The following is an 18,703-nucleotide window of genomic DNA, read 5'->3' on the forward strand; positions in this document are numbered from 1 at the left end:
AAATCCCCTGTGGAAGCGGGCTTGCTCGCGAAGGCGGTGTATCAGACAACATTTCCGTTAACTGACACAGCGCATTCGCGAGCAAGCCCGCTCCCACATTTGGTTTTGCATCTGCCCTGTTGATCATCGACAAATCCCGCTCTTTCCCGAGTCTGTATACTGCGCCCTCGTCTTGAACACTGAGGTCGTTGCATGCCATCCGTTATTTCCACCGACGTTCTGATTGTCGGCGCTGGTGTCGCCGGCCTCTGGCTGAACGCGCGTCTGCGCCGTCAGGGTTTTTCGACCGTGCTGGTGGAGAGCGCCAGTCTCGGCGGCGGGCAGAGCGTGAAGTCCCAGGGCATCATTCACGGCGGCGCCAAATATGCGTTGCACGGTGCGCTGACCGGCGCCTCGGAAGCCATCGCCGACATGCCGCGCCGCTGGCGTGAAGCGCTGGCCGGCAACGGCGAGCTGGACCTGTCCGGCGTGCGCCTGTTGTCCGAAGCGCATTACCTGTGGTCGCCCGGCACCCTCGCCGGCAACCTCACCAGTTTCTTCGCCAGCAAAGCCGTGCGTGGCCGGGTCGATCAGGTCAAGGGCGATCAACTGCCGCCGGCCCTGCAAGACAAGCGCTTCAAGGGTAAGGTCTATCGCCTCGCCGAACTGGTGGTTGACGTGCCGAGCCTGATCCAGCGCCTGGCCGATCTGGCCGGTGACGGCCTGCTCGCCGGGCAAACCATCGAGCCGCTGCTGGAAGCCGGTGTGCTGGTCGGCCTGAAGGTCGACGGTCGTGAAATCCACGCCCAGCGCATCGTCCTCAGTGCCGGCGCCGGCACTGCCCGGTTGCTGGAAGACCTGGGCCTGACCCATCCACAGATGCAACGCCGACCGCTGCACATGATCATCGCCAAAGGCCCAAGCCTGAAGCCGCTGTACGCTCACTGCCTGGGCGGCGGCACCAAGCCGCGCATCACCGTCACCACCCACCCGGCCGCTGACGGCAACTGGGTCTGGTACCTGGGCGGCGACATTGCCGAAAGCGAAGGCGTGGCCCGCGAACCTGCCGAGCAGATCGCCACCGCGCAGAAAGAGCTCGGCCAGTTGCTGCCATGGATCGATCTGAGCCAGGTGCAATGGGCGACCTTGCGCGTCGACCGCGCCGAGCCCCTGCAAACCGGCCTGAGCCGGCCGGACAACGCCTTCCTCGCCGAGCAGGGTCGCCTGCTGGTGGGCTGGCCGACCAAACTCGCACTGGCGCCAGACTTTGCTGACCGGGTCATCGCCTCGCTGGAGCGCGACGGTATCCAGCCGCAACCGGCCGAGCCATTACCGGCACTGCCAAAACCACCTATGGGCGTACCAGCCTGGGAGCAACTGTTGCCATGAGCGTAGCGACCCTGCACGAACTGCATCGCCCCTTGGGCAGCACCGGCCTGATGGTTTCACCGCTGGGCCTGGGCACGGTCAAACTCGGCCGCGACCAGGGGGTGAAATACCCCAACGGTTTCCAGATCCCCGACGATGACGCGGCACGCATGCTGCTCAAGCAGGCCAAAGGGTTGGGCATCAACCTGATCGACACCGCCCCGGCCTACGGTCGCAGCGAAGAACGCCTCGGCCCGTTGTTGCGCGGCCAGCGGCAGGACTGGGTAATCGTCAGCAAGGTCGGTGAAGAGTTTGCCGACGGCCTGTCGCGCCATGACTTCAGTGCGGCGCACACGCGGATGTCGGTGGAGCGCAGCCTGCAACGTCTTGAAACCGATTTTATCGACCTGGTGCTGGTGCACTCCGACGGCAACGACATGGCCATCCTCGAACACGAAGAGGTCTACGCCACCCTCGCTGCACTCAAGGCCGAGGGCAAGATTCGCGGTTTCGGCTTCTCCGGCAAAACGGTCGAGGGCGGACTCAAGGCGCTGGAGCAAGGGGACTGCGCGATGGTCACCTACAATCTGAACGAACAGAACGAGAAGGCAGTCATTGACTATGCTGCTGCCCACGGCAAAGCCATTCTGGTGAAAAAAGCCCTGGCCAGCGGCCATGTATGCCTGAGTCCGGGCGTGGATCCGGTGCGCGCCAGCTTCGAGTTGTTGTTCCAGCAGCCCGGCGTGGCCAGTGCTATTGTCGGGACGATCAATCCGCTGCACCTCGCCCATAACGTTGCGACCGTTGCCCAGGTCCTTCGTGGTCACTGACGCCGCCCCGCGGCCTTAAGCAGGAGCCGACATGCCGCGCACGCTCATCAGAAAGAACCCGAGCAACTTCAAGACGCTGCCGCTGTTCGTCGAGGCCACGCCCGAAGGCCTGACGTATCAGAGCGTCGGCATGCCGCTGAATTTCGCCCAGACCCTGCAGCGGCGCAAACCGGTGAGCGTGGCGGATGCCGAGCGCTTTGCGGTGGAACTGGCCAACCTCGGGGTCTCTGTGCGCCTGACCCTGCACTGGCAGAATCGCGATTACTGGGTGCTGGTGCGCCAGCGTCGGCAGGATCGTGGGGACGTCGTGCTCAAGCTGATTTCCGGTTACGTACCTGCTCAAGAACTGAACATCCCGCTGCACACGGCGATTCAGGAAATTGCCGAAGAGTGCCTGCTGGAAACCCCGGAAGGCTGGCTCGGCGGGCGCTTCAACGACACCTGGCTACCGGCGCCCTACGCCTCCGCCCTGCATTATCGCGAGGCCCTGCCGTTTCGCCTGACGCCGCAGTCCGGTTCGGCGCGACCGGTGCGTTGCGCCAATCTGCAATTGCTCGAACGACCACGGGCCTACGTGCATCTGCCGACAGCATCGCTGCAACTGATCTACGACTTGCGCCTGGACGTGCCCAAGGAAGCCAAATCCCTGAGTCTGTTTCACGTCGATGAACGCCTGGAAGGTGATCAACTGGTGGCGCGACTGGACCGCAAGCGCCCGGATTTGTACCTGATGCCGTTGCAGGACGGCGAACCGCTGGCCGAGCTGTATACCTTGAAGAAAGGTCAGCTGTCTCCGGCGGGCACGCGCGGTCTGTATCTGGCCGAAAGCTTTGCCAGACAGGATGGCTGGCTGGTGCGTGACGAGCGGATTCGCTGGAAGGACTGGTTACGCCAACAAGGCCTGACCCCGCCGGAGAAACCCACGGGACTGGCGCGGTTGCGCGGCAAGGCCAGGCAATTGCTGAAGAAGATCGTACCGCGCAAGAAAGTCAGTTCCTGAAAAGCAAAAGATCGCCGCCTGCGGCAGCTCTACAATGGAATGCATTTCCCTGTAGGAGCTGCCGCAGGCTGCGATCTTTTGGCTTTATTGACCGCGGATTTTTTCCACGATCGCCGTGGTCGAGCTGTTTTCCACCAGACCCAGCACTTTCACCGTGCCGCCGTAAGCCTTGACGATATCGGCACCAACAACCTGGTCGATACCGTAATCACCGCCCTTGACCAGCACATCCGGCTTGACCTCGCGCAGCAGGTTTTCCGGGGTGCCTTCGGGGAAGCTGATCACCCAGTCCACCGCACCGAGGCCGGCGAGTACCGCCATGCGTCGGTCGACACTGTTGATCGGACGTCCCGGCCCCTTCAGGCGGCTGACGGAGGCGTCATCGTTGATCGCCACGATCAGACGGTCGCCCTGGGCGCGCGCCTGCTCGAGGTAGGTCACGTGCCCGGCATGCAGAATGTCAAAGCAGCCGTTGGTGAAGACGATGCGCTCGTTATGCGCACGGGCATCGGCCACTGCCAGCACCAGCTGTTCCAGACCTAGCACCCCACGCTCCGAACCTTCTTCACGCTGAATCGCGCGGCGCAGTTCCGGGGCGCTGATCGCCGCAGTACCGAGTTTGCCGACCACGATGCCCGCCGCCAGATTGGCCAGCGCCACCGCGTGCGGCAGTTCTTCACCGGCAGCGATCGCCGCCGCCAGGGTGGAAATCACCGTGTCGCCGGCACCGGTCACGTCGAACACTTCGCGGGCACGGGCCGGCAAGTGCAGCGCCGGATGCTCCGGACGCAGCAGGGTCATGCCGTGTTCACCACGGGTGACCAGCAGCGCGCCGAGCTCGAGATCGTGCATCAGGGTCGCGCCCTTGCTCACCAGTTCGTGCTCATCGGCGCAACCGCCGACGATGGCTTCGAATTCGCTGAGGTTCGGCGTGATCAGACTGGCGCCACGGTAGATCGAAAAATCCTTGCCCTTGGGATCGGCCAGCACCGGAATGCCTTTGGCACGGGCCGCCTGAATCAGGGCCTGATGGTTCTTCAGCGCGCCTTTGCCGTAGTCCGACAGCACCAGCACCTTGATGCCTTCGAGCAGATCATCGACCTGCGAGGCCAGGGCCAGCGCATCGGTGGCAAACGGTTCTTCAAAGTCGATACGCAGCAACTGCTGGTGCCGGCTCATGACCCGCAGTTTGACGATGGTCGGCTGGTGCGCGATGCGCTGGAACAGGGCACGCACGCCCGCGCCCTTGAGACTGTTGCTCAGGCTGTCGGCGGCTTCATCGTCGCCGGTCACACCGACCAGTGACGCCGGCGCGCCCAGCGCGGCAATGTTCAAGGCAACGTTGGCAGCACCGCCCGGGCGGTCTTCGATTTGCTCGACTTTTACGACCGGTACCGGTGCCTCAGGGGAAATCCGTGAGGTTCCACCATGCCAGTAACGGTCGAGCATGACATCGCCGACCACCAAGACTGGGGCTTGATCGAATCGCGGCATGGACAACTTCATGGAGCAACCCACATACAAAATGAACAGGGGCGCGATATTAACACAGGGTTGGCGCAGGCTTGCGTGCAGCCTGCAACAGGATGAAACAGTCCGTTACTTTGCTCATTTTTTGAGCACCAGTGCCGCCAGTTGTCCACAGGCTTCGGACAATTCCAGCGCCTCGGTGTCGATTTGCCACTCGGCTGCCAATGGCGCTTCGTAAGGACTGTCCACGCCCGTAAAGTGCGTGATCCGGCCTTCCCGTACGGCCTGATACAGACCTTTCGGATCGCGCCGGGCGCAGACTTCCAGCGAAGTGCTGACGTGCACTTCAATGAATTCATCCTGGGCAAACAGCCTGCGCGCGGCGTCGCGTTCGGCGCGGAACGGCGAAATGGCCGCAACGATCACAATCAGCCCGGCGTCGACCATCAACCGCGCCACCTCGGCCATACGCCGGATGTTTTCCCGGCGGCAGAGGTCGCTCATGCCCAGGTCGCGGCACAGGCCATTGCGCACATTGTCGCCATCGAGCAAAAACGTGTGCAGACCCGACGCATGCAGGTGCAGTTCGAGGGCATTGGCCAGGGTTGACTTGCCGGCGCCGGAAAATCCGGTCAACCACAGGCAGCGTGGGTGTTGTGCCTTGAGCGCTGCCCGGGCCTGGTGCGAGAGCGCCAGACCGTAAGGCCGAATGGCGAGCTTCTGTAGCGGCAGTGACAGGGACTCATTCATACCCGAGCAACTCGTAATCACGCTGATAAACCCGACGTACCAGACGCCGGGTGCGCACCGAACAGAACTCGCGCGCCGGCATCGATTGCCGTTCCCGCGAGCCGTTGACGTGAGGCAACTCGCCAGTCAGCCCCAACTGTTCGCAAACCAGACGAAAATCCCGCGTCAAGTGTTCCTGATAACCGATGAAGTCCAGCGCCAGATGCCCCAGCGAGTCCGTCAGAAAGTCGGTCTGCGCCGCAAAGTGCAATTGCCGGGCAATCGTTTCCGGATGCAGCCAGCGCGCGACAAAATCGTCGAAATCCCGGTACTGCCGCACCAGCCGTTGCGCCATATGGTCACGCGCGCTCAACTCGTTGCCACGCAAAAAGGCGTAGGCCGAATAGGCACGTTCCAGCGGGTCGCGAACAAAAGCGAACTTGAAGGCGTTGGCGAACTGCTCGGGAAACTGCTCTTCATACCAATACAGCGGCAAGTGCCCGGGTCGCCAGCCGTCGAACAGCGCCGTGCAAACGCTGCTGCCGGCGCATTTCGGAACATGGATAAACAGGCAGGAGCGCTGCTGGAAGGCCTGAGGAAACGTCAGGTTGGCCGACATCGACTTGTTCACCACCTGCCGATCGACCACCGACAGGCGCCCGAGCAGAAAAGCCCGCTGTGGCTTGGGCAGCAGTTTCCAGAGATAGCGTTGCAGCATGAAAGCACCCGCGCGACGGGGATGGCCCCCTCGATGGAAGTCAGAGTTCGTTGAGGAACCTTAACAAGCGCGGTGCCCGGTTTTATTCCGGTTTGGTCAAGAAGGGTAAAGGTCTGGATACAAACGACTGTGGGAGCGAGCAGGCTCGCTCCCACAGGGCAGGGCCTGGAGTCAGGCGATATCTTCGGCCGGGGCATCGAGGCCCATGGCGTTGAGGCGCGCGTAGTAACCATTTTGCGCCAGCAACTGGTCGTGGGTGCCGCGCTCGACGATGCGCCCCTGATCCATGACCAGAATCAGGTCGGCCTTCTCGATGGTCGACAGACGGTGAGCGATCACCAGCGTGGTACGCCCCTTCATCACCTGATCCAGTGCCGCCTGAATGTGCCGTTCGGACTCGGTGTCGAGTGCCGAGGTGGCCTCGTCGAGAATCAGCAGCGGTGCATTCTTCAGCAACGCACGGGCAATCGCCAGACGCTGGCGCTGGCCACCGGAAAGCAAGACGCCGTTCTCGCCGACCTGAGTGTCCAGGCCTTGCGGCAACTGCGAAATGAAGTCCATCGCGTAGGCATCACGCGCGGCTTTTTCAATGTCTTCACGCGGCGCACCGGCCAGATCGCCATAAGCGATGTTGTTGGCCACGGTGTCACTGAACAAAGTGACGTGCTGAGTCACCTGAGCGATGTGACGACGCAGGTTGAGCAGTTTGTACTGTTCGACTTCCACATCGTCGATGAGGATTTCGCCCTTGTCGTGGTGATAGAAACGCGGAATCAGGTTGGCCAGCGTCGACTTGCCGCTGCCCGAACGCCCGACCAGTGCGACCATCTGCCCTGGCTGGACCGAGAAACTGATGTCGTCCAGCACCTGGCGTTCGGTGCCAGGGTAGGTGAAGCTGAGGTTGCGCACGTCCAGACGGCCACTCACCGCATCGCGCTCGACGGTGCCGGTATCGACTTCCGGCTCGACATCCAGCTGCTCGAAAATGCTCTCGGCACCGGCCACGCCTTTCTGAATGGTCGAGCTGACTTCGGACAATTGACGGATCGGCTTGGGCAGCAGGCCCGCCAGCGTGATGTAGGCGACCATGTCACCGGCCGAGGCGTCACCGCGCAGGTACAGCACCAGGAACATCAGCACGGCCATGGCGGTGTAGATCACCAGTTGCAGCATCGGCGTATAGATCGCACCCGTGCGAGTCATGCGCAGTTGCTTGTCGGTGTTGCCCTGGCTGGCATCGAGGAAGCGCTTTTCTTCATAGGCCTCGCCGCCGAAGCTGCGAACCACGCGATAACCCTGGATGGTTTCCGAGGCCACATGCGTGACATCGCCCATCGCCAGCTGGATCTTCTTGCTCTGCTTGCGGAATTTTTTGCTGGCGGTGCGCACCATTACGGCGATCAGCGGCAGGATCGCCACCATCACCAGGGTCAGCTTCCAGTTCATGAACAACAGCGAGGCAAACAGGAAGATCACCGTCATGCCTTCACGGATTACGACCTTGATCGCATCTGTTGCCGCCCCCGTGACCATCGTCACGTTGAAGGTGATACGCGAAATCAGATGACCGGAGTTATGCTTGTCGAAATAGCGGTTAGGCAGCACCAACAGGTTGTTGAACAACTGCACACGCAAGTCATGCACCAGCCCGAGAGAAACCTTGGCCAGGAAATAGTTGCCCAGATAGGAGCCCAGTCCCTGCCACGCGGCGATCAGGATGATCAACAGCGGCACGGCCTGCAGCAGCTGCAGGTCACGCAGATAGGGCACGGAGGGAAACAGCACCGCTTCAGGGTTGGACAGGCCATCGACAAAGTACTTGAGGATGTAGCCAAGCATCGGTTGCGTCGAGGCGAAAATCAGAAAGCCGACGATGCTGATCAGGAACAGACTGATGTACGGCCGGACATAGCCGAGCAGGCGGAAGTAGATTTTCAAGCTCGATGGGCTTGCGGCGGGACTGGAATCGGTCATATCACGCGAAAGTCGATAAAAAGGACGCTGACTTTAGCACAGCTTCTTCAGGGTTCTGGCAATCGGCGAAAGGCTGTTATTGTTATGCACCTCTTCTGCATCAAATAGCCATCACTCGAATGGTCGATCAACCTCAGGAATGAATCTCACAGCATGCAACTTCGCGGCTTCAGCAGTACGTCCAATCGGATTTTCGATTTCATTAGCCTGTGGATTCTTCCCACCGGTTATTTCCTGCTCCTGTGCGCGCTGTTCTTCTTGCCGGGTCGAAGTCTGCATCACAAGTTGTTCTATGGCCTGTTCAGCATTCCGACACTGATCGCGCTGTGCGTGCGCCCGCGCGAACTCAAGGAGCTGCTGCGCGAGCCGATTTTCATCGCGGTTCTGCTGTTCGCCGCCTGGGCATTGCTCAGCCTCGCCTGGGGGCCGGGCGGGGAGCCGCTCGGCGGAATGTTCAAGCCGCCACTGCATACCTTGCTGCTGTTTGCCGGCTGCTACCTGCTGGTGCGCTACCGCAGCGACATCCTGCAACCCTTGCTGTTCGGCGCCGCGTTGGTCGCGCTGATTGCCACGACCATTTTCCTGTTCATGTTCGCCCGGGTTTATGAGCCGGGCATGCGCCTGATCGGCGGTGGTGCCTTCGATAACCCGTTGCTCAGCTCGCACCTGTTCGGCTTCTTCAGTGCCTACTGGCTGAGCGTGACCATGACCTGCAAACGTCGCCAGATGATGTGGCTCAGCTTGCCGGCGATGGCAATCATGTTCATGGCCGTGATCGGCACCGGTTCCCGGACGCCGTTGGTGGCACTGACCATGGCGGCGCTGTGGCTGTGTTTCATCTGCTGGAACAAGCGCTCGGTGGGGTTACTGATCGCGCTGGTCCTGAGCGGCGTAGCAGTCATTACGCAGTTTTCGCAGATGATCACCGAACGTGGCGACTCCTATCGTCTGGAAATCTGGCAGAAGGTACTGCACATGATTGCCGATCATCCATGGATCGGTCATGGCTACAGCGCCAGCCTTGCCGTAGACCCCGGTAACGGCATCAGCTTTCAGGAGCCGCACAGCTTTATCCTGGGTGTGCTGTATTACGTCGGCATCATCGGCTTGCTGCCCTGGCTGTTCTTTCTGCTGTGGGGCCTGCTGAGCAGTTGGCGCCAGCGTGTGCAGCCACTGCTGATCATTGCCTCGACCTGGCTGGTATTCGGTATCGGCGCCGGGCTGACCGAAGGCGGCGGAATAATCTCGCGGCCCAAGGAGCACTGGTTCCTGTTGTGGATCCCGCTGGCACTGATCGCAGCGTTGAGCATCAATCAACGCGCGCGGCGCCTGTTGACCCAGCCGGTGCAAAAGCTTGCGACCGCTGACCTGGAGCACATGAGCAGCACGGCCCAGATCATTGAAGAAGATGGCCTCGGACCGAAAGTCCTGCGCCTGACCGACGGCAGTTTCCTCAAGCTGTTCCGCCGTCGCCGCTGGTACACCTCCGGCAGTTTCAATCCCTACTCCGAACGTTTCGCGGTCAACAGCGAACAACTGCGTCAGATGGGCATCCCGACCCCGCAAATATTGAATCTGTACCGTCTCGACGATGGCAGCAGCGCTGTGCATTACGCGCCGTTGCCGGGGCACACGCTGCGTCAGGTGCTGCAGAGCATTACGGCTCCGGCGGTGCGCCAGGCGCTGGTGGAGCGCTTTGGCAAATTCATGGCGCAACTGCACGAGAAAGGCGTTTATTTCCGCTCGCTGCACCTGGGCAACGTACTGGTACTGGAAGACGGCGAGTTCGGCTTGATCGATCTGGCCGACCTGCGCATCTACCCTACCCCGCTCAGTCTTTCCCTGCGCCAACGCAATTTGCGTCATATGCAACGTTACACTGTCGACAAACGCTGGCTGTTCGAGGATCACCTCGATGCGTTGCTCCAGGGGTACGCCATGACGGCGTCCAAATCCGCGGTTGAAAATCTGCACAGGCAAGTGCTGGCCGGCAACACCCCGGTCCGGGTTCATTGATGATCGAAACCAATCCGCTTATCGCGCTGGCAGCCTATCTGCTGGCCATCATCACTTCCGCCCTGCTGTTGCGTGCGGTGCCGAAAATCGCTCGGCACCTGCAGCATTCCGGCGAAAGTCGATATGCCAGCATCGACGGCCTGCGTGGCTATCTGGCGTTTGGTGTGTTCGTGCACCACTCGGTCATTACCTGGATCTTCTTGCGCACCGGGGTGATCGACTTTCCGCCGAGCAACTTCTATTCGATGCTCGGTCAGGGCAGCGTCGCGCTGTTCTTCATGATCACCGGTTTTCTGTTCTGGAGCCGCCTGCTCGCGCAGGGACGCAACCATGACTGGCTGGCGTTCGGCGTGTCACGGGTATTTCGCCTGTATCCGCTTTATCTGCCACTGATGCTGCTGGTGTTCGTCTCGATCTTCCACTTGCAGGGCTGGCAAATGAAGGAGCCTGGCCTGGAGCTGTTCAAACAGATCCTCGCCTGGCTGACGTTCGACCGCCCGGACATCAACCAGTACCGCCACTCCGGCATGCTGATATCCAACGTCACCTGGACGCTGGCCTATGAGGTGTTTTTCTACATGGCGCTGCCATTGGCCGGGCTGGTGTTCATCTACCGCGGCAGCTGGTTGCAGGTGGTGCTGTGCCTGATCGGCATCTACACGCTGTACCAGGTCATCGGCTGGGAACATTCGCTGAAGAAACACTTTCTGGCGAGCTTCCTCGGTGGCATCGCCGCCGCCTACTGGATTCGCCGGCCGGCGCTCGTGGCGTGGAGCCAGTCGCGTCTGGCGAGCATCATCGCCGTGCTCGCGCTGTTGATCGCGTTCACCGCGTTCAGTCGGGCGTTCAAGACTGCACCGCTGTTTTTGCTGGGGTTGTTTTTCGTGATCGTGGCGTCCGGCAATAATCTGTTCGGCGCGCTGAAACCACGCAGCATTCGCTGGCTCGGCGAAATTAGCTACAGCACCTATCTGCTGCACGGGTTCGTGCTGTGGCTGATGGTGCAACGGCTGCCGCTATTGCTGAATATCGATGCGCGGGAAACGGCGGTGTACCTGCCCCTGGTGGCCGTCTGCACCTGCTTGCTGATTCTGATCAGCAGCGCGACGTTCCTCTATATCGAGCAGCCGGGCATGGCTGCCGGCAAGAAGGTTGTGCATTGGCTGCGCCAGCGTCAGAAGGGCGAAAAGCGCCTGCCGGAGAAGGTCGCCCGCTGAGCGCGAGCGACCGCTGCCTCAGTCCTTTTCCAGCGGGGAAAAGAGTAAACGCCCCAGTCCGCGCCAGGTCTTCTTGTTCCAGGCCTTGAACGGGATCTGCGCCAGCAGCTCCCTTGCCAGTTTGCGATTGCGGTTGGCGGTCTTGAGGAACATCGAGTTCAGCGCCTTGAAGCGCACTTCGTCGTACAGCGGATGATCGCTGAACAGCGCATAGGTGCGCAGGATGTTCTCGATCATGAAGCGATGATTCTTGTACGAGTTGGTGGCGTGCTTGCGGTAGCGCGCCATCACCACGTTCAAACCGTCGATGAAGTAGCCAGCACGGGTCACCTTGAGCTCGATGTACAGGTCTTCAAGACGAATCGTCGGATCGAACCCTCCCACCTTTTCCAGCGCCTCACGACGGATCATCAACGTCGGTGCTGGCGGATACGGCTTGCGTTCAAGAAACATGTCGTCGAAATCGAGGCGGCGAAACGGCACGTCGCGGCGCTGACGTTTCTCCGGGTAAAGACTGCCGTCGGCGTGCATCAGCTCGATATTGCCGGCACAGATCCCGACTTCAGGCTTGCCGTCCATGTACGCCACCTGGGTGGCAATACGTTCGGGGTACATGATGTCGTCGGAGCCGAACGGCACAATCAGGCTGCCCTTCGAACGGGCGATCGCGCCGTTGAGGGTATTGGTCAGGCCCTGATTCTGCTGCACACGGAAATCGAAGCCGTACTGCGCCTGCAACGCGCTGATGCGCTCGACGCTGTCGTCCTTCGAACCGTCGTCGACCACCAGCAACTCGATGTTCTTGTAGCTCTGGTTGAGGACACTGAGGATGCTTTCCTCAATGTACGGGCCGTGGTTGTACGAGGCGATGATCACGGTGACGAGGGCGTTGGCTTCGCTCATGACTCTTTCTTCGCTCACGGTTTTCTCTTCGCTCACGGCTGCTCCTTGCGGGCCTGCTCCAGGCCGGAATCGATCAGGTCCAGATACTCATGACGGAACACCTCGATGTCGTGCTGTTCCTGCAGATAACGGTAGGCCTGTTCGCCCTTGGCCTTGAGCTCGTCGTCCGACAGCGCCAGATAGTGATCCAGCGCGGCGACCAGACTCGGCACGTCCTTGGGCGTGATCGCCAGACCACCGGCACCTTCGATCAGCGGCAACATCGCCGGCACGTTCGAAGCGATCACCGGCAAATGGCCGCTCATGCCTTCGAGCAAGGCCAGGCCCAGGCCTTCGGCCAGCGACGGCATGGTCCAGATGTCGAACGCACGCACGTATTGCAGAGCGTTTTCCTTGAAGCCCAGCAGGTGCGCGCGACCGCTCAGGCCCAGTTGCTCGATCTCGGCCGCCAGCGGCGCTTGCAGGCGCCCGGCACCGATGATCGCCAACTGGGTGTTCGGGTATTTGTCCTTCAATGCGGCAAAGGCTTGCAGCAGATAGGTGTGGCCCTTGACCGACACCAGCCGCCCCAACGCACCGATCAAACGCACATTCGGATCGAGGCCCAACAACTCGCGAGCTTTTTCGCGGCTGTGCTGCAAGCCCTCGGCCTGCTCGATGTCGATGGCATTGGTAATGGCGTAGGTGTTCTGGTCGGTAAAGCCGCAATCGCAATCGAGCAGGTACTGTTTGACCGCCGGCGACACGCCGACGAAGCGCCAGTGCCGATCGATCAGACGCTGGGTCTGGCGTCGTCGGTAAAAGCGATCGTACTCACCGAAACCATGGGAGATGCCAATGCACAGCGGCACCTTCAACCAGCGGTTGAGCGCGAGCATCATGTTCACCGGCTTGAAGCGGTTGCAGATCACCACGTCGAACTTTTCCCGGCGGCAGAACTTGTACAACTGCCACATCGCCCGCAGGCGCATGCCCTTGAGCGACTTGTCGGAAAACTCGAAGTACACCGAATGGTCGGCGCGGCTCACCGGCTCGCCCGGCCCCGGTTTGCCGCGCAGGAAAGCGGCGGTGATCTCATAGCGCTCGCTCGGCAATGCCTTGACGATCTGCTCGGCGAGGTCGGCAAAGTCATGGGCTTTGACGTTGTAGTCGGGTTGCAGCTGCAACACCTTGAACCGTTGACTCATGACTCTCCCCGCTGGACGCCTGTCTCACCGTGCTTCAGTAGCCAGAACAACTCCTGGCGCCTGACTGCTTTTCGAAAAAATTCGTTTTCGCCGTACACCGACCCAGCCCGCCCGGCGAGCACACGCTGGATAACCCGGCGCAGGCGACGCTTGAACGGTGCCGGCGGCTGCAGGTCATGCATCATGCCCAGCGCCATGGCCTTGTCCCGTTGCAGCTCGATGGACAACGGCAGGCACAGCGGCTGCATCGGCACCGCCGCATCGAAGGCCGGCGGCAAGGCAATGCCCTGCCCGGTGTTGCCCATCGGCCAGCGGTCGTTGTCGTGCAAGTGGTTGGCGTAACCGAGCAGCGTCGGCTGCCAGTCGAGACCCTGGAGCGCCTGCAAAACCGCTTGCTGCGCGCAGATATGGTCAGGGTGGGGATCGAGGGTCGGATGCGGCAGCACGATCACCTCCGGACGCGCGCGCAGCAGCACTTCACGCAGGTCGGCCAGCAGGTTGTTCCAGGTCGGCGCACCATCGGCATCGCCCGGCAGAGTGAACGGATTCAACTGGCGAAACAGTCGCGTGTCGTTCAGGTCGGCTTCGCGCGAGCCCACCGCCTGATTCGGCGCGGCCTGCATCGCCGCCAGTTGCAGGCAAAAGTAACCGAGTTGCACGCAGTGTTCCTGCGGCACACCGGCCCAACGCGGCACGGCGAGGCTGTCCCAGGCGCGCAACCGGCCCTTGAGCCGTGCCGCCTCGACCTTGCTCATGCCCATCTGTTGATAGTGTTCGGGTTCGATCTCGCCAGCGGTCAGGGTGACGATCCAGGCTTCGTCGGCCTGACTGTACAAGCCATAGGCAGCCAACTCGGCATCGTCGGCGTGCGGGGCGATCACCATCACCCGCTGACGGCGGTAGTCCGGCTGCTCCAATGCCCACAGCACCGGCTCGCCGGAGACCCGGCAGAAGCGTCCGCGCAGACGCAACTGGCCTTGCGACAGGGCTTGCGCCTGACCGCTGAGGTTCAGGTAACGCAGGCCATTGACCCCGCGTTCGAAGGTTTGTGCATCAGGATGCGTCCCGCCGAGCAGTTCCACGCGCGGATCGAGAAAACGTCCCAGCCAGGTGCTTTTGACCTTTACCGCGAGGATCAACGTCGCTTCGTCGACCAGCATCACACCCTCGTCCAGGCGCAATTGCTCGCCGCTCAAATGCACCTTCGGCTGCGGCGTGAACGGCGGGAAGCTGTACTGATAATCGTCTTTCGGCGAATAGAACAGGTGATCGGCAAACCACGCTTCATGGGCGACCCAGCCAACCACCGCGAGCACCAGCGGCAACCACCACGCCACCAGGACCCCGAGCACGATCAACACGATCAACACGATCAACAGCGTGATGCGTTTATTGCGACGATGACGCTTGAGCAGTTGCTGTTTGCGGCTCATGGGCTGACTCATACGGTGAACACCGGCACAGGATTGCACCAGCGATCCTTGTATTCACGGTCGGCGCGACCGAAGGAAAACCGCAATGGCTTGTCCAGTGCTCGCGCATGCTCCCAGGCGCTTTGCGTATTGAGGAAGCTCAACACGCTGCCGGGGCTGAACTCGCGGGTTTCGGGATCGACGCCGCCGTTGATGTACTCGACGCTGATCCACTCTGGGGCCTCAACGCGGTACACCAGTTGAATGGCGATTGGCGCGTCGTTGAGGAAAATCACCGAGCCAATCAGCAGTTCGCGCAGCAGCTCGATGACTTCGGCCATGCGCGCCGCGCCGGTGGCCGGGAAGCCCCAGCGGCGCTGGAACAGATCACAGTAGATCGCCGCCAGTTCGGCACTGGAGAACTCGGCAACCGGACGCACCACGCCACCCGCCTCCTCCAGCAGGCGCAGTTCGCGGCGCTGGTTGTAGCGGAACTTCTTCGACAGTTCTTCGGGGGTGCGGGCCATGGCCAGTTGTTCGGTCTGCAACTTGAGGCCGCTGAAGCGGTTTTCGTTGAGCGCCGACAGATAGCGTGCGCGATGGCGCAGGGGTGCCTGGGCATCGACCGCGGCCGGCAGGATCAGCTCGGCATTGCCGAGGTCGAACAGGCCTTTCTTGCCGTTACGCTTGAGCACGTCTTTGGACAGCGCCAGATCGCGGCCCCAGGTCGGGATCGCCGCTTTGACGTCACCGCCCTGCTCCCAGGCCAGATAGCGCACCGGGATGCCGGCCAGATCGGCCAGACGCTCGACCACCATAGGATGCGTCGCGACGCTGCCGCCAAAACGCTGCCAGACGGTGGCATAGGTGGAGGCGTCAACGGGCGACCAGCCACGTTCGCGCCAGCCTTGAAATCGGTTGAGCATCAGCCCCTCGGTGCCAGATCGGTAACTTGCGGCAGACGCCAGAAGGTGTCGCGCACCGCACGGTCGGAGAAACGCTCACGCAGGCGATCGAGCATCAGCTCGGCGCACTGCCGGCGTTGCTGATCATCCATACCGGCCAAATGTTGCAGGCCTTGTGCAAGGTGTTCGGCATCGCCCAGCGGGAACAGAATCCCCACGCCTTCGACCACTTCCTTGGCCCCGCCACAGGCCGTGGCGAGCAACGGCACGCCGGCGGCCATGGCTTCGAGCAGCACCATGCCGAACGGTTCGTGATCGGAGCTCAGGGCAAACACGTCGAAGGCGCGGAAGTAATTGCGCGCGTCCGGCACCTGGCCGAGAAACAGCACCCGGTCACCGATGCCCAGTTCGCGCGCCAGCTCCTTGAGGTCCTGTTCCAGACGGCCCTTGCCGAGAATCACCAGCTGACTGTTGCCCGGCAGACCGGGCAATGCCGCGGCAAAACCGTGCAGCAACGTCGCCTGATCCTTGTCCGGGTGCAGCCGTCCGACGTTGCCGACAATGAACGCATCCGCCGCCAGCCCCAGGGTCTCGCGCGCTTCGCGGGCTGACACCTGACTGGCCTGCAAGGCCGGCACATCGATGCGGTTGTACAAGGTCTGGATGCGAGTGGACGGCCATTTCGGCAGGCAGCGCCGCATGTCGTCGCGCACGGCATCGGAGACACCGAGCAGGCTCAGACGCTTGCGGAAAATATGCGCGAACAGCTTGCGCGTGCCGCGTTTGTAATCGTCAAACGCGTGGTGCACGCCAATCACCGGCAGCGACGTGCCGAGCAAGGCGATGTAGATCGGCTTGAAGCGATGGGCGATGCAAAAACTGAAATTGCGTGAAGCGGCGATCTTGCGCAGATCACCGATGGCGCCCAGCTTCAGGCCACGAATGGCCTTGGAGCTGTATTCCATGAACAACACTTCATCGGAAGCACACGCTGCAGCCACCTCGCTATCGGCGGCCCCGGTCAGAAAGACCGTGGTCACCCGATAACCGGTGCCCGCGAACAGGCTGGCGTACTGCCGTGCGCAGTCGAGGAACGGCCCGTCATAGCCGTGACAGAACTGCAGCACATGGCGTTCAGCCGAGCGAGTCATAAGCGTTTGCGCCCTCTTTGACCACCAGAATGTCTTCCATGATCAGGTACTGCAGATCGGAGCCGAAGAACATGTTCAGGGCGTCGGTCGGCGAGCAGATCATCGGTTCACCACGACGGTTCAGCGAAGTGTTCAGCGACACGCCGTTGCCGGTGAGGTTTTCCAGCGCCTTCATCATGTCGTAGTAGCGCGGGTTGTATTCGCGCTTGAGGACCTGGGCACGGGAAGTGCCGTCTTCGTGGACGACTTCCGGCACGCGGGTCTTCCACTCTTCCGCCACTTCGAAAGTGAAGGTCATGAACGGCGCCGGGTGATCGATCTTGATCATCTGCGGTGCAACGGTGTCGAGCATCGACGGGCAGAAAGGCCTCCAGCGCTCGCGGAACTTGATCTGGTGGTTGATCCGGTCAGCCACACCGGCCACGCTCGGGCAACCGATGATCGAACGACCACCGAGCGCACGCGGACCGAATTCCATGCGGCCCTGGAACCAGGCCACCGGGTTACCATCGACCATGATTTTGGCGATCTGCTCCGGCATGTTGTCGAGCTTGCGCCAGGTCGGCTTGTTCTCGTGACGGGCGCACGCGGCGATCACGTCTTCGTTGCTGTACGACGGGCCGAGGTAGACGTGTTCCATCTTCTCGACCGGCACGCCACGGGCGTGAGACACATAGGCCGCTGCGCCCACCGCGGTGCCGGCATCGCCGGACGCCGGTTGCACGAACAGTTCCTTGATGTCATCGCGGGCGATGATTTTCTGGTTCAGCTTGACGTTCAACGCACAGCCACCGGCGAAGGCCAGCTTGCCGGTTTCCTTGAGCACGTCGCCCAGGTAGTAGTCGATCATCTGCAACGCCAGTTTCTCGAACAGCGCTTGCATGCTCGCGGCGTAGTGGATGTACGGCTCGTCGGCGATGTCGCCCTCACGCTTCGGACCCAGCCACTCGATCAGCTTCGGCGAGAAGTAGAAGCCTTTACCCTTCTCTTTGTAGCGACGCAGGCCGATCACGTTGGCGTAGTCGGTGTTGATCACCAGTTCGCCGTTCTCGAACGAGGCCAGACGCGAGAAGTCATATTTGCTGGCGTCGCCGTACGGCGCCATGCCCATGACCTTGAACTCACCGTCGAGCATCTCGAAACCGAGGAACTCGGTGATCGCGCCGTACAGGCCGCCGAGGGAGTCCGGATCGAAGAATTCCTTGATCTTGTGGATCTTGCCGTTTTCGCCATAACCGAAGAAGGTCGTGGCGTACTCGCCCTTGCCGTCGATGCCGAGGATCGCGGTTTTCTCTTTGAAACCCGAGCAGTGGTAGGCGCTGGAGGCGTGAGCGAGGTGGTGCTCGACCGGCTCGATCTTGATCTTCTTCGGATCAAAACCCAGCTGCTCCAGGCACCAGACGATCTTGTTGCGATAGCGCTTGTAGCGACGGTTGCCCATCAGGATCGCATCGAGGGCGCGATCCGGTGCGTACCAGTAACGCTTGGCATAGTGCCAGCGGGCCTTGCCGAACAGGCTGATCGGGGCGAACGGAATCGCCACCACGTCAACGTCGGACGGCTTGATACCGGCCTGTTCCAGGCAGAACTTCGCCGATTCGTAGGGCATGCGGTTCTTTGCATGCTTATCGCGGACGAAGCGCTCTTCTTCAGCCGCCGCCACCAGCTTGCCGTCGATGTACAAGGCGGCTGAAGGGTCATGGCTAAGGGCGCCGGACAGGCCAAGAATCGTCAATGCCACAGGGTCTAGCCTCTTTAGTCTGCATTCAGGCGCGATGCGCCTCGAAAATTGATGTGCCCTCGCACCGGGCGAGAGACAGCTAAAGGGCGGGATTATAGCGTAA

At 61.4% G+C, this 18,703-nt stretch carries 15 protein-coding genes; 5 read left to right on the forward strand and 10 right to left on the reverse strand.

Going from position 1 to position 18,703, the window contains the following annotated elements:
• Positions 1–192: 192 nt before the first annotated feature.
• The 3 genes from J1G18_RS04595 to J1G18_RS04605 are packed head-to-tail and all read left to right on the forward strand — an operon-like array spanning position 193 to position 3,177.
• Positions 193–1,368, forward strand: a complete 1,176-nt coding sequence (locus J1G18_RS04595) for an NAD(P)/FAD-dependent oxidoreductase (protein ID WP_223007155.1) — start codon at positions 193–195, stop codon at positions 1,366–1,368.
• On the forward strand, positions 1,365–2,177 hold the full coding sequence (locus tag J1G18_RS04600) for an aldo/keto reductase (RefSeq protein ID WP_134785287.1): 813 nt from the start codon (positions 1,365–1,367) through the stop codon (positions 2,175–2,177). Before J1G18_RS04595 ends, J1G18_RS04600 begins: the two co-directional genes overlap by 4 nt.
• Positions 2,178–2,208: 31 nt before the next feature.
• On the forward strand, positions 2,209–3,177 hold the full coding sequence (locus tag J1G18_RS04605) for a hypothetical protein (protein ID WP_027611383.1): 969 nt from the start codon (positions 2,209–2,211) through the stop codon (positions 3,175–3,177).
• Between the two features lie 84 nt (positions 3,178–3,261).
• On the opposite strand, the gene hldE is transcribed toward J1G18_RS04605, so the two are convergent.
• The 4 genes from hldE to msbA form a co-directional block, all read right to left on the reverse strand.
• Positions 3,262–4,683 (reverse strand): bifunctional D-glycero-beta-D-manno-heptose-7-phosphate kinase/D-glycero-beta-D-manno-heptose 1-phosphate adenylyltransferase HldE, encoded by a 1,422-nt coding sequence (gene hldE / locus J1G18_RS04610; RefSeq protein WP_007967376.1) that lies wholly within the window; start codon positions 4,681–4,683, stop codon positions 3,262–3,264.
• 102 nt (positions 4,684–4,785) lie between these two features.
• Positions 4,786–5,397 (reverse strand): adenylyl-sulfate kinase, encoded by a 612-nt coding sequence (gene cysC / locus J1G18_RS04615; protein WP_098966904.1) that lies wholly within the window; start codon positions 5,395–5,397, stop codon positions 4,786–4,788.
• A complete protein-coding gene (locus tag J1G18_RS04620) occupies positions 5,390–6,094 on the reverse strand; it encodes a sulfotransferase family 2 domain-containing protein (protein ID WP_096794740.1) in 705 nt (234 codons plus the stop codon). The genes cysC and J1G18_RS04620 overlap by 8 nt, the downstream gene beginning before the upstream one ends.
• 171 nt (positions 6,095–6,265) lie before the next feature.
• The gene (msbA, locus tag J1G18_RS04625; protein WP_027611379.1) at positions 6,266–8,068 is read right to left on the reverse strand and encodes a lipid A export permease/ATP-binding protein MsbA; all 1,803 of its coding nucleotides are present in this window, start codon (positions 8,066–8,068) and stop codon (positions 6,266–6,268) included.
• A gap of 153 nt (positions 8,069–8,221) precedes the next feature.
• Here msbA and J1G18_RS04630 point away from each other — a divergent pair, with 153 nt between their 5' ends.
• Together J1G18_RS04630 and J1G18_RS04635 are read left to right on the forward strand one after the other, a co-directional pair.
• On the forward strand, positions 8,222–10,084 hold the full coding sequence (locus J1G18_RS04630; RefSeq protein WP_223007156.1) for a bifunctional O-antigen ligase/aminoglycoside phosphotransferase family protein: 1,863 nt from the start codon (positions 8,222–8,224) through the stop codon (positions 10,082–10,084).
• On the forward strand, positions 10,084–11,301 hold the full coding sequence (locus tag J1G18_RS04635) for an acyltransferase family protein (RefSeq protein WP_098966902.1): 1,218 nt from the start codon (positions 10,084–10,086) through the stop codon (positions 11,299–11,301). The genes J1G18_RS04630 and J1G18_RS04635 overlap by 1 nt, the downstream gene beginning before the upstream one ends.
• An 18-nt stretch (positions 11,302–11,319) precedes the next feature.
• On the opposite strand, the gene J1G18_RS04640 is transcribed toward J1G18_RS04635, so the two are convergent.
• Genes J1G18_RS04640 through J1G18_RS04665 form a run of 6 tightly spaced genes read right to left on the reverse strand, consistent with a single transcriptional unit; the run spans position 11,320 to position 18,600 of the window.
• Positions 11,320–12,204 (reverse strand): glycosyltransferase, encoded by an 885-nt coding sequence (locus J1G18_RS04640; protein ID WP_027611376.1) that lies wholly within the window; start codon positions 12,202–12,204, stop codon positions 11,320–11,322.
• Between the two features lie 32 nt (positions 12,205–12,236).
• Complete coding sequence (locus tag J1G18_RS04645; RefSeq protein ID WP_223007157.1) at positions 12,237–13,391, reverse strand: glycosyltransferase family 4 protein; 1,155 nt, start codon at positions 13,389–13,391, stop codon at positions 12,237–12,239.
• A complete protein-coding gene (locus J1G18_RS04650) occupies positions 13,388–14,824 on the reverse strand; it encodes a PIG-L deacetylase family protein (RefSeq protein ID WP_223007194.1) in 1,437 nt (478 codons plus the stop codon). Before J1G18_RS04650 ends, J1G18_RS04645 begins: the two co-directional genes overlap by 4 nt.
• An 8-nt stretch (positions 14,825–14,832) precedes the next feature.
• Positions 14,833–15,729, reverse strand: coding sequence for an antimicrobial resistance protein Mig-14 (locus J1G18_RS04655; protein WP_223007158.1), 897 nt, complete (start codon positions 15,727–15,729; stop codon positions 14,833–14,835).
• A complete protein-coding gene (locus tag J1G18_RS04660) occupies positions 15,729–16,859 on the reverse strand; it encodes a glycosyltransferase (protein WP_027611372.1) in 1,131 nt (376 codons plus the stop codon). The genes J1G18_RS04655 and J1G18_RS04660 overlap by 1 nt, the downstream gene beginning before the upstream one ends.
• On the reverse strand, positions 16,843–18,600 hold the full coding sequence (locus tag J1G18_RS04665) for a carbamoyltransferase (protein ID WP_007967355.1): 1,758 nt from the start codon (positions 18,598–18,600) through the stop codon (positions 16,843–16,845). Before J1G18_RS04665 ends, J1G18_RS04660 begins: the two co-directional genes overlap by 17 nt.
• Positions 18,601–18,703: the final 103 nt, after the last annotated feature.

The organism is Pseudomonas sp. MIS38 (assembly GCF_019891575.1).
Classification (GTDB): domain Bacteria; phylum Pseudomonadota; class Gammaproteobacteria; order Pseudomonadales; family Pseudomonadaceae; genus Aquipseudomonas; species Aquipseudomonas putida_A.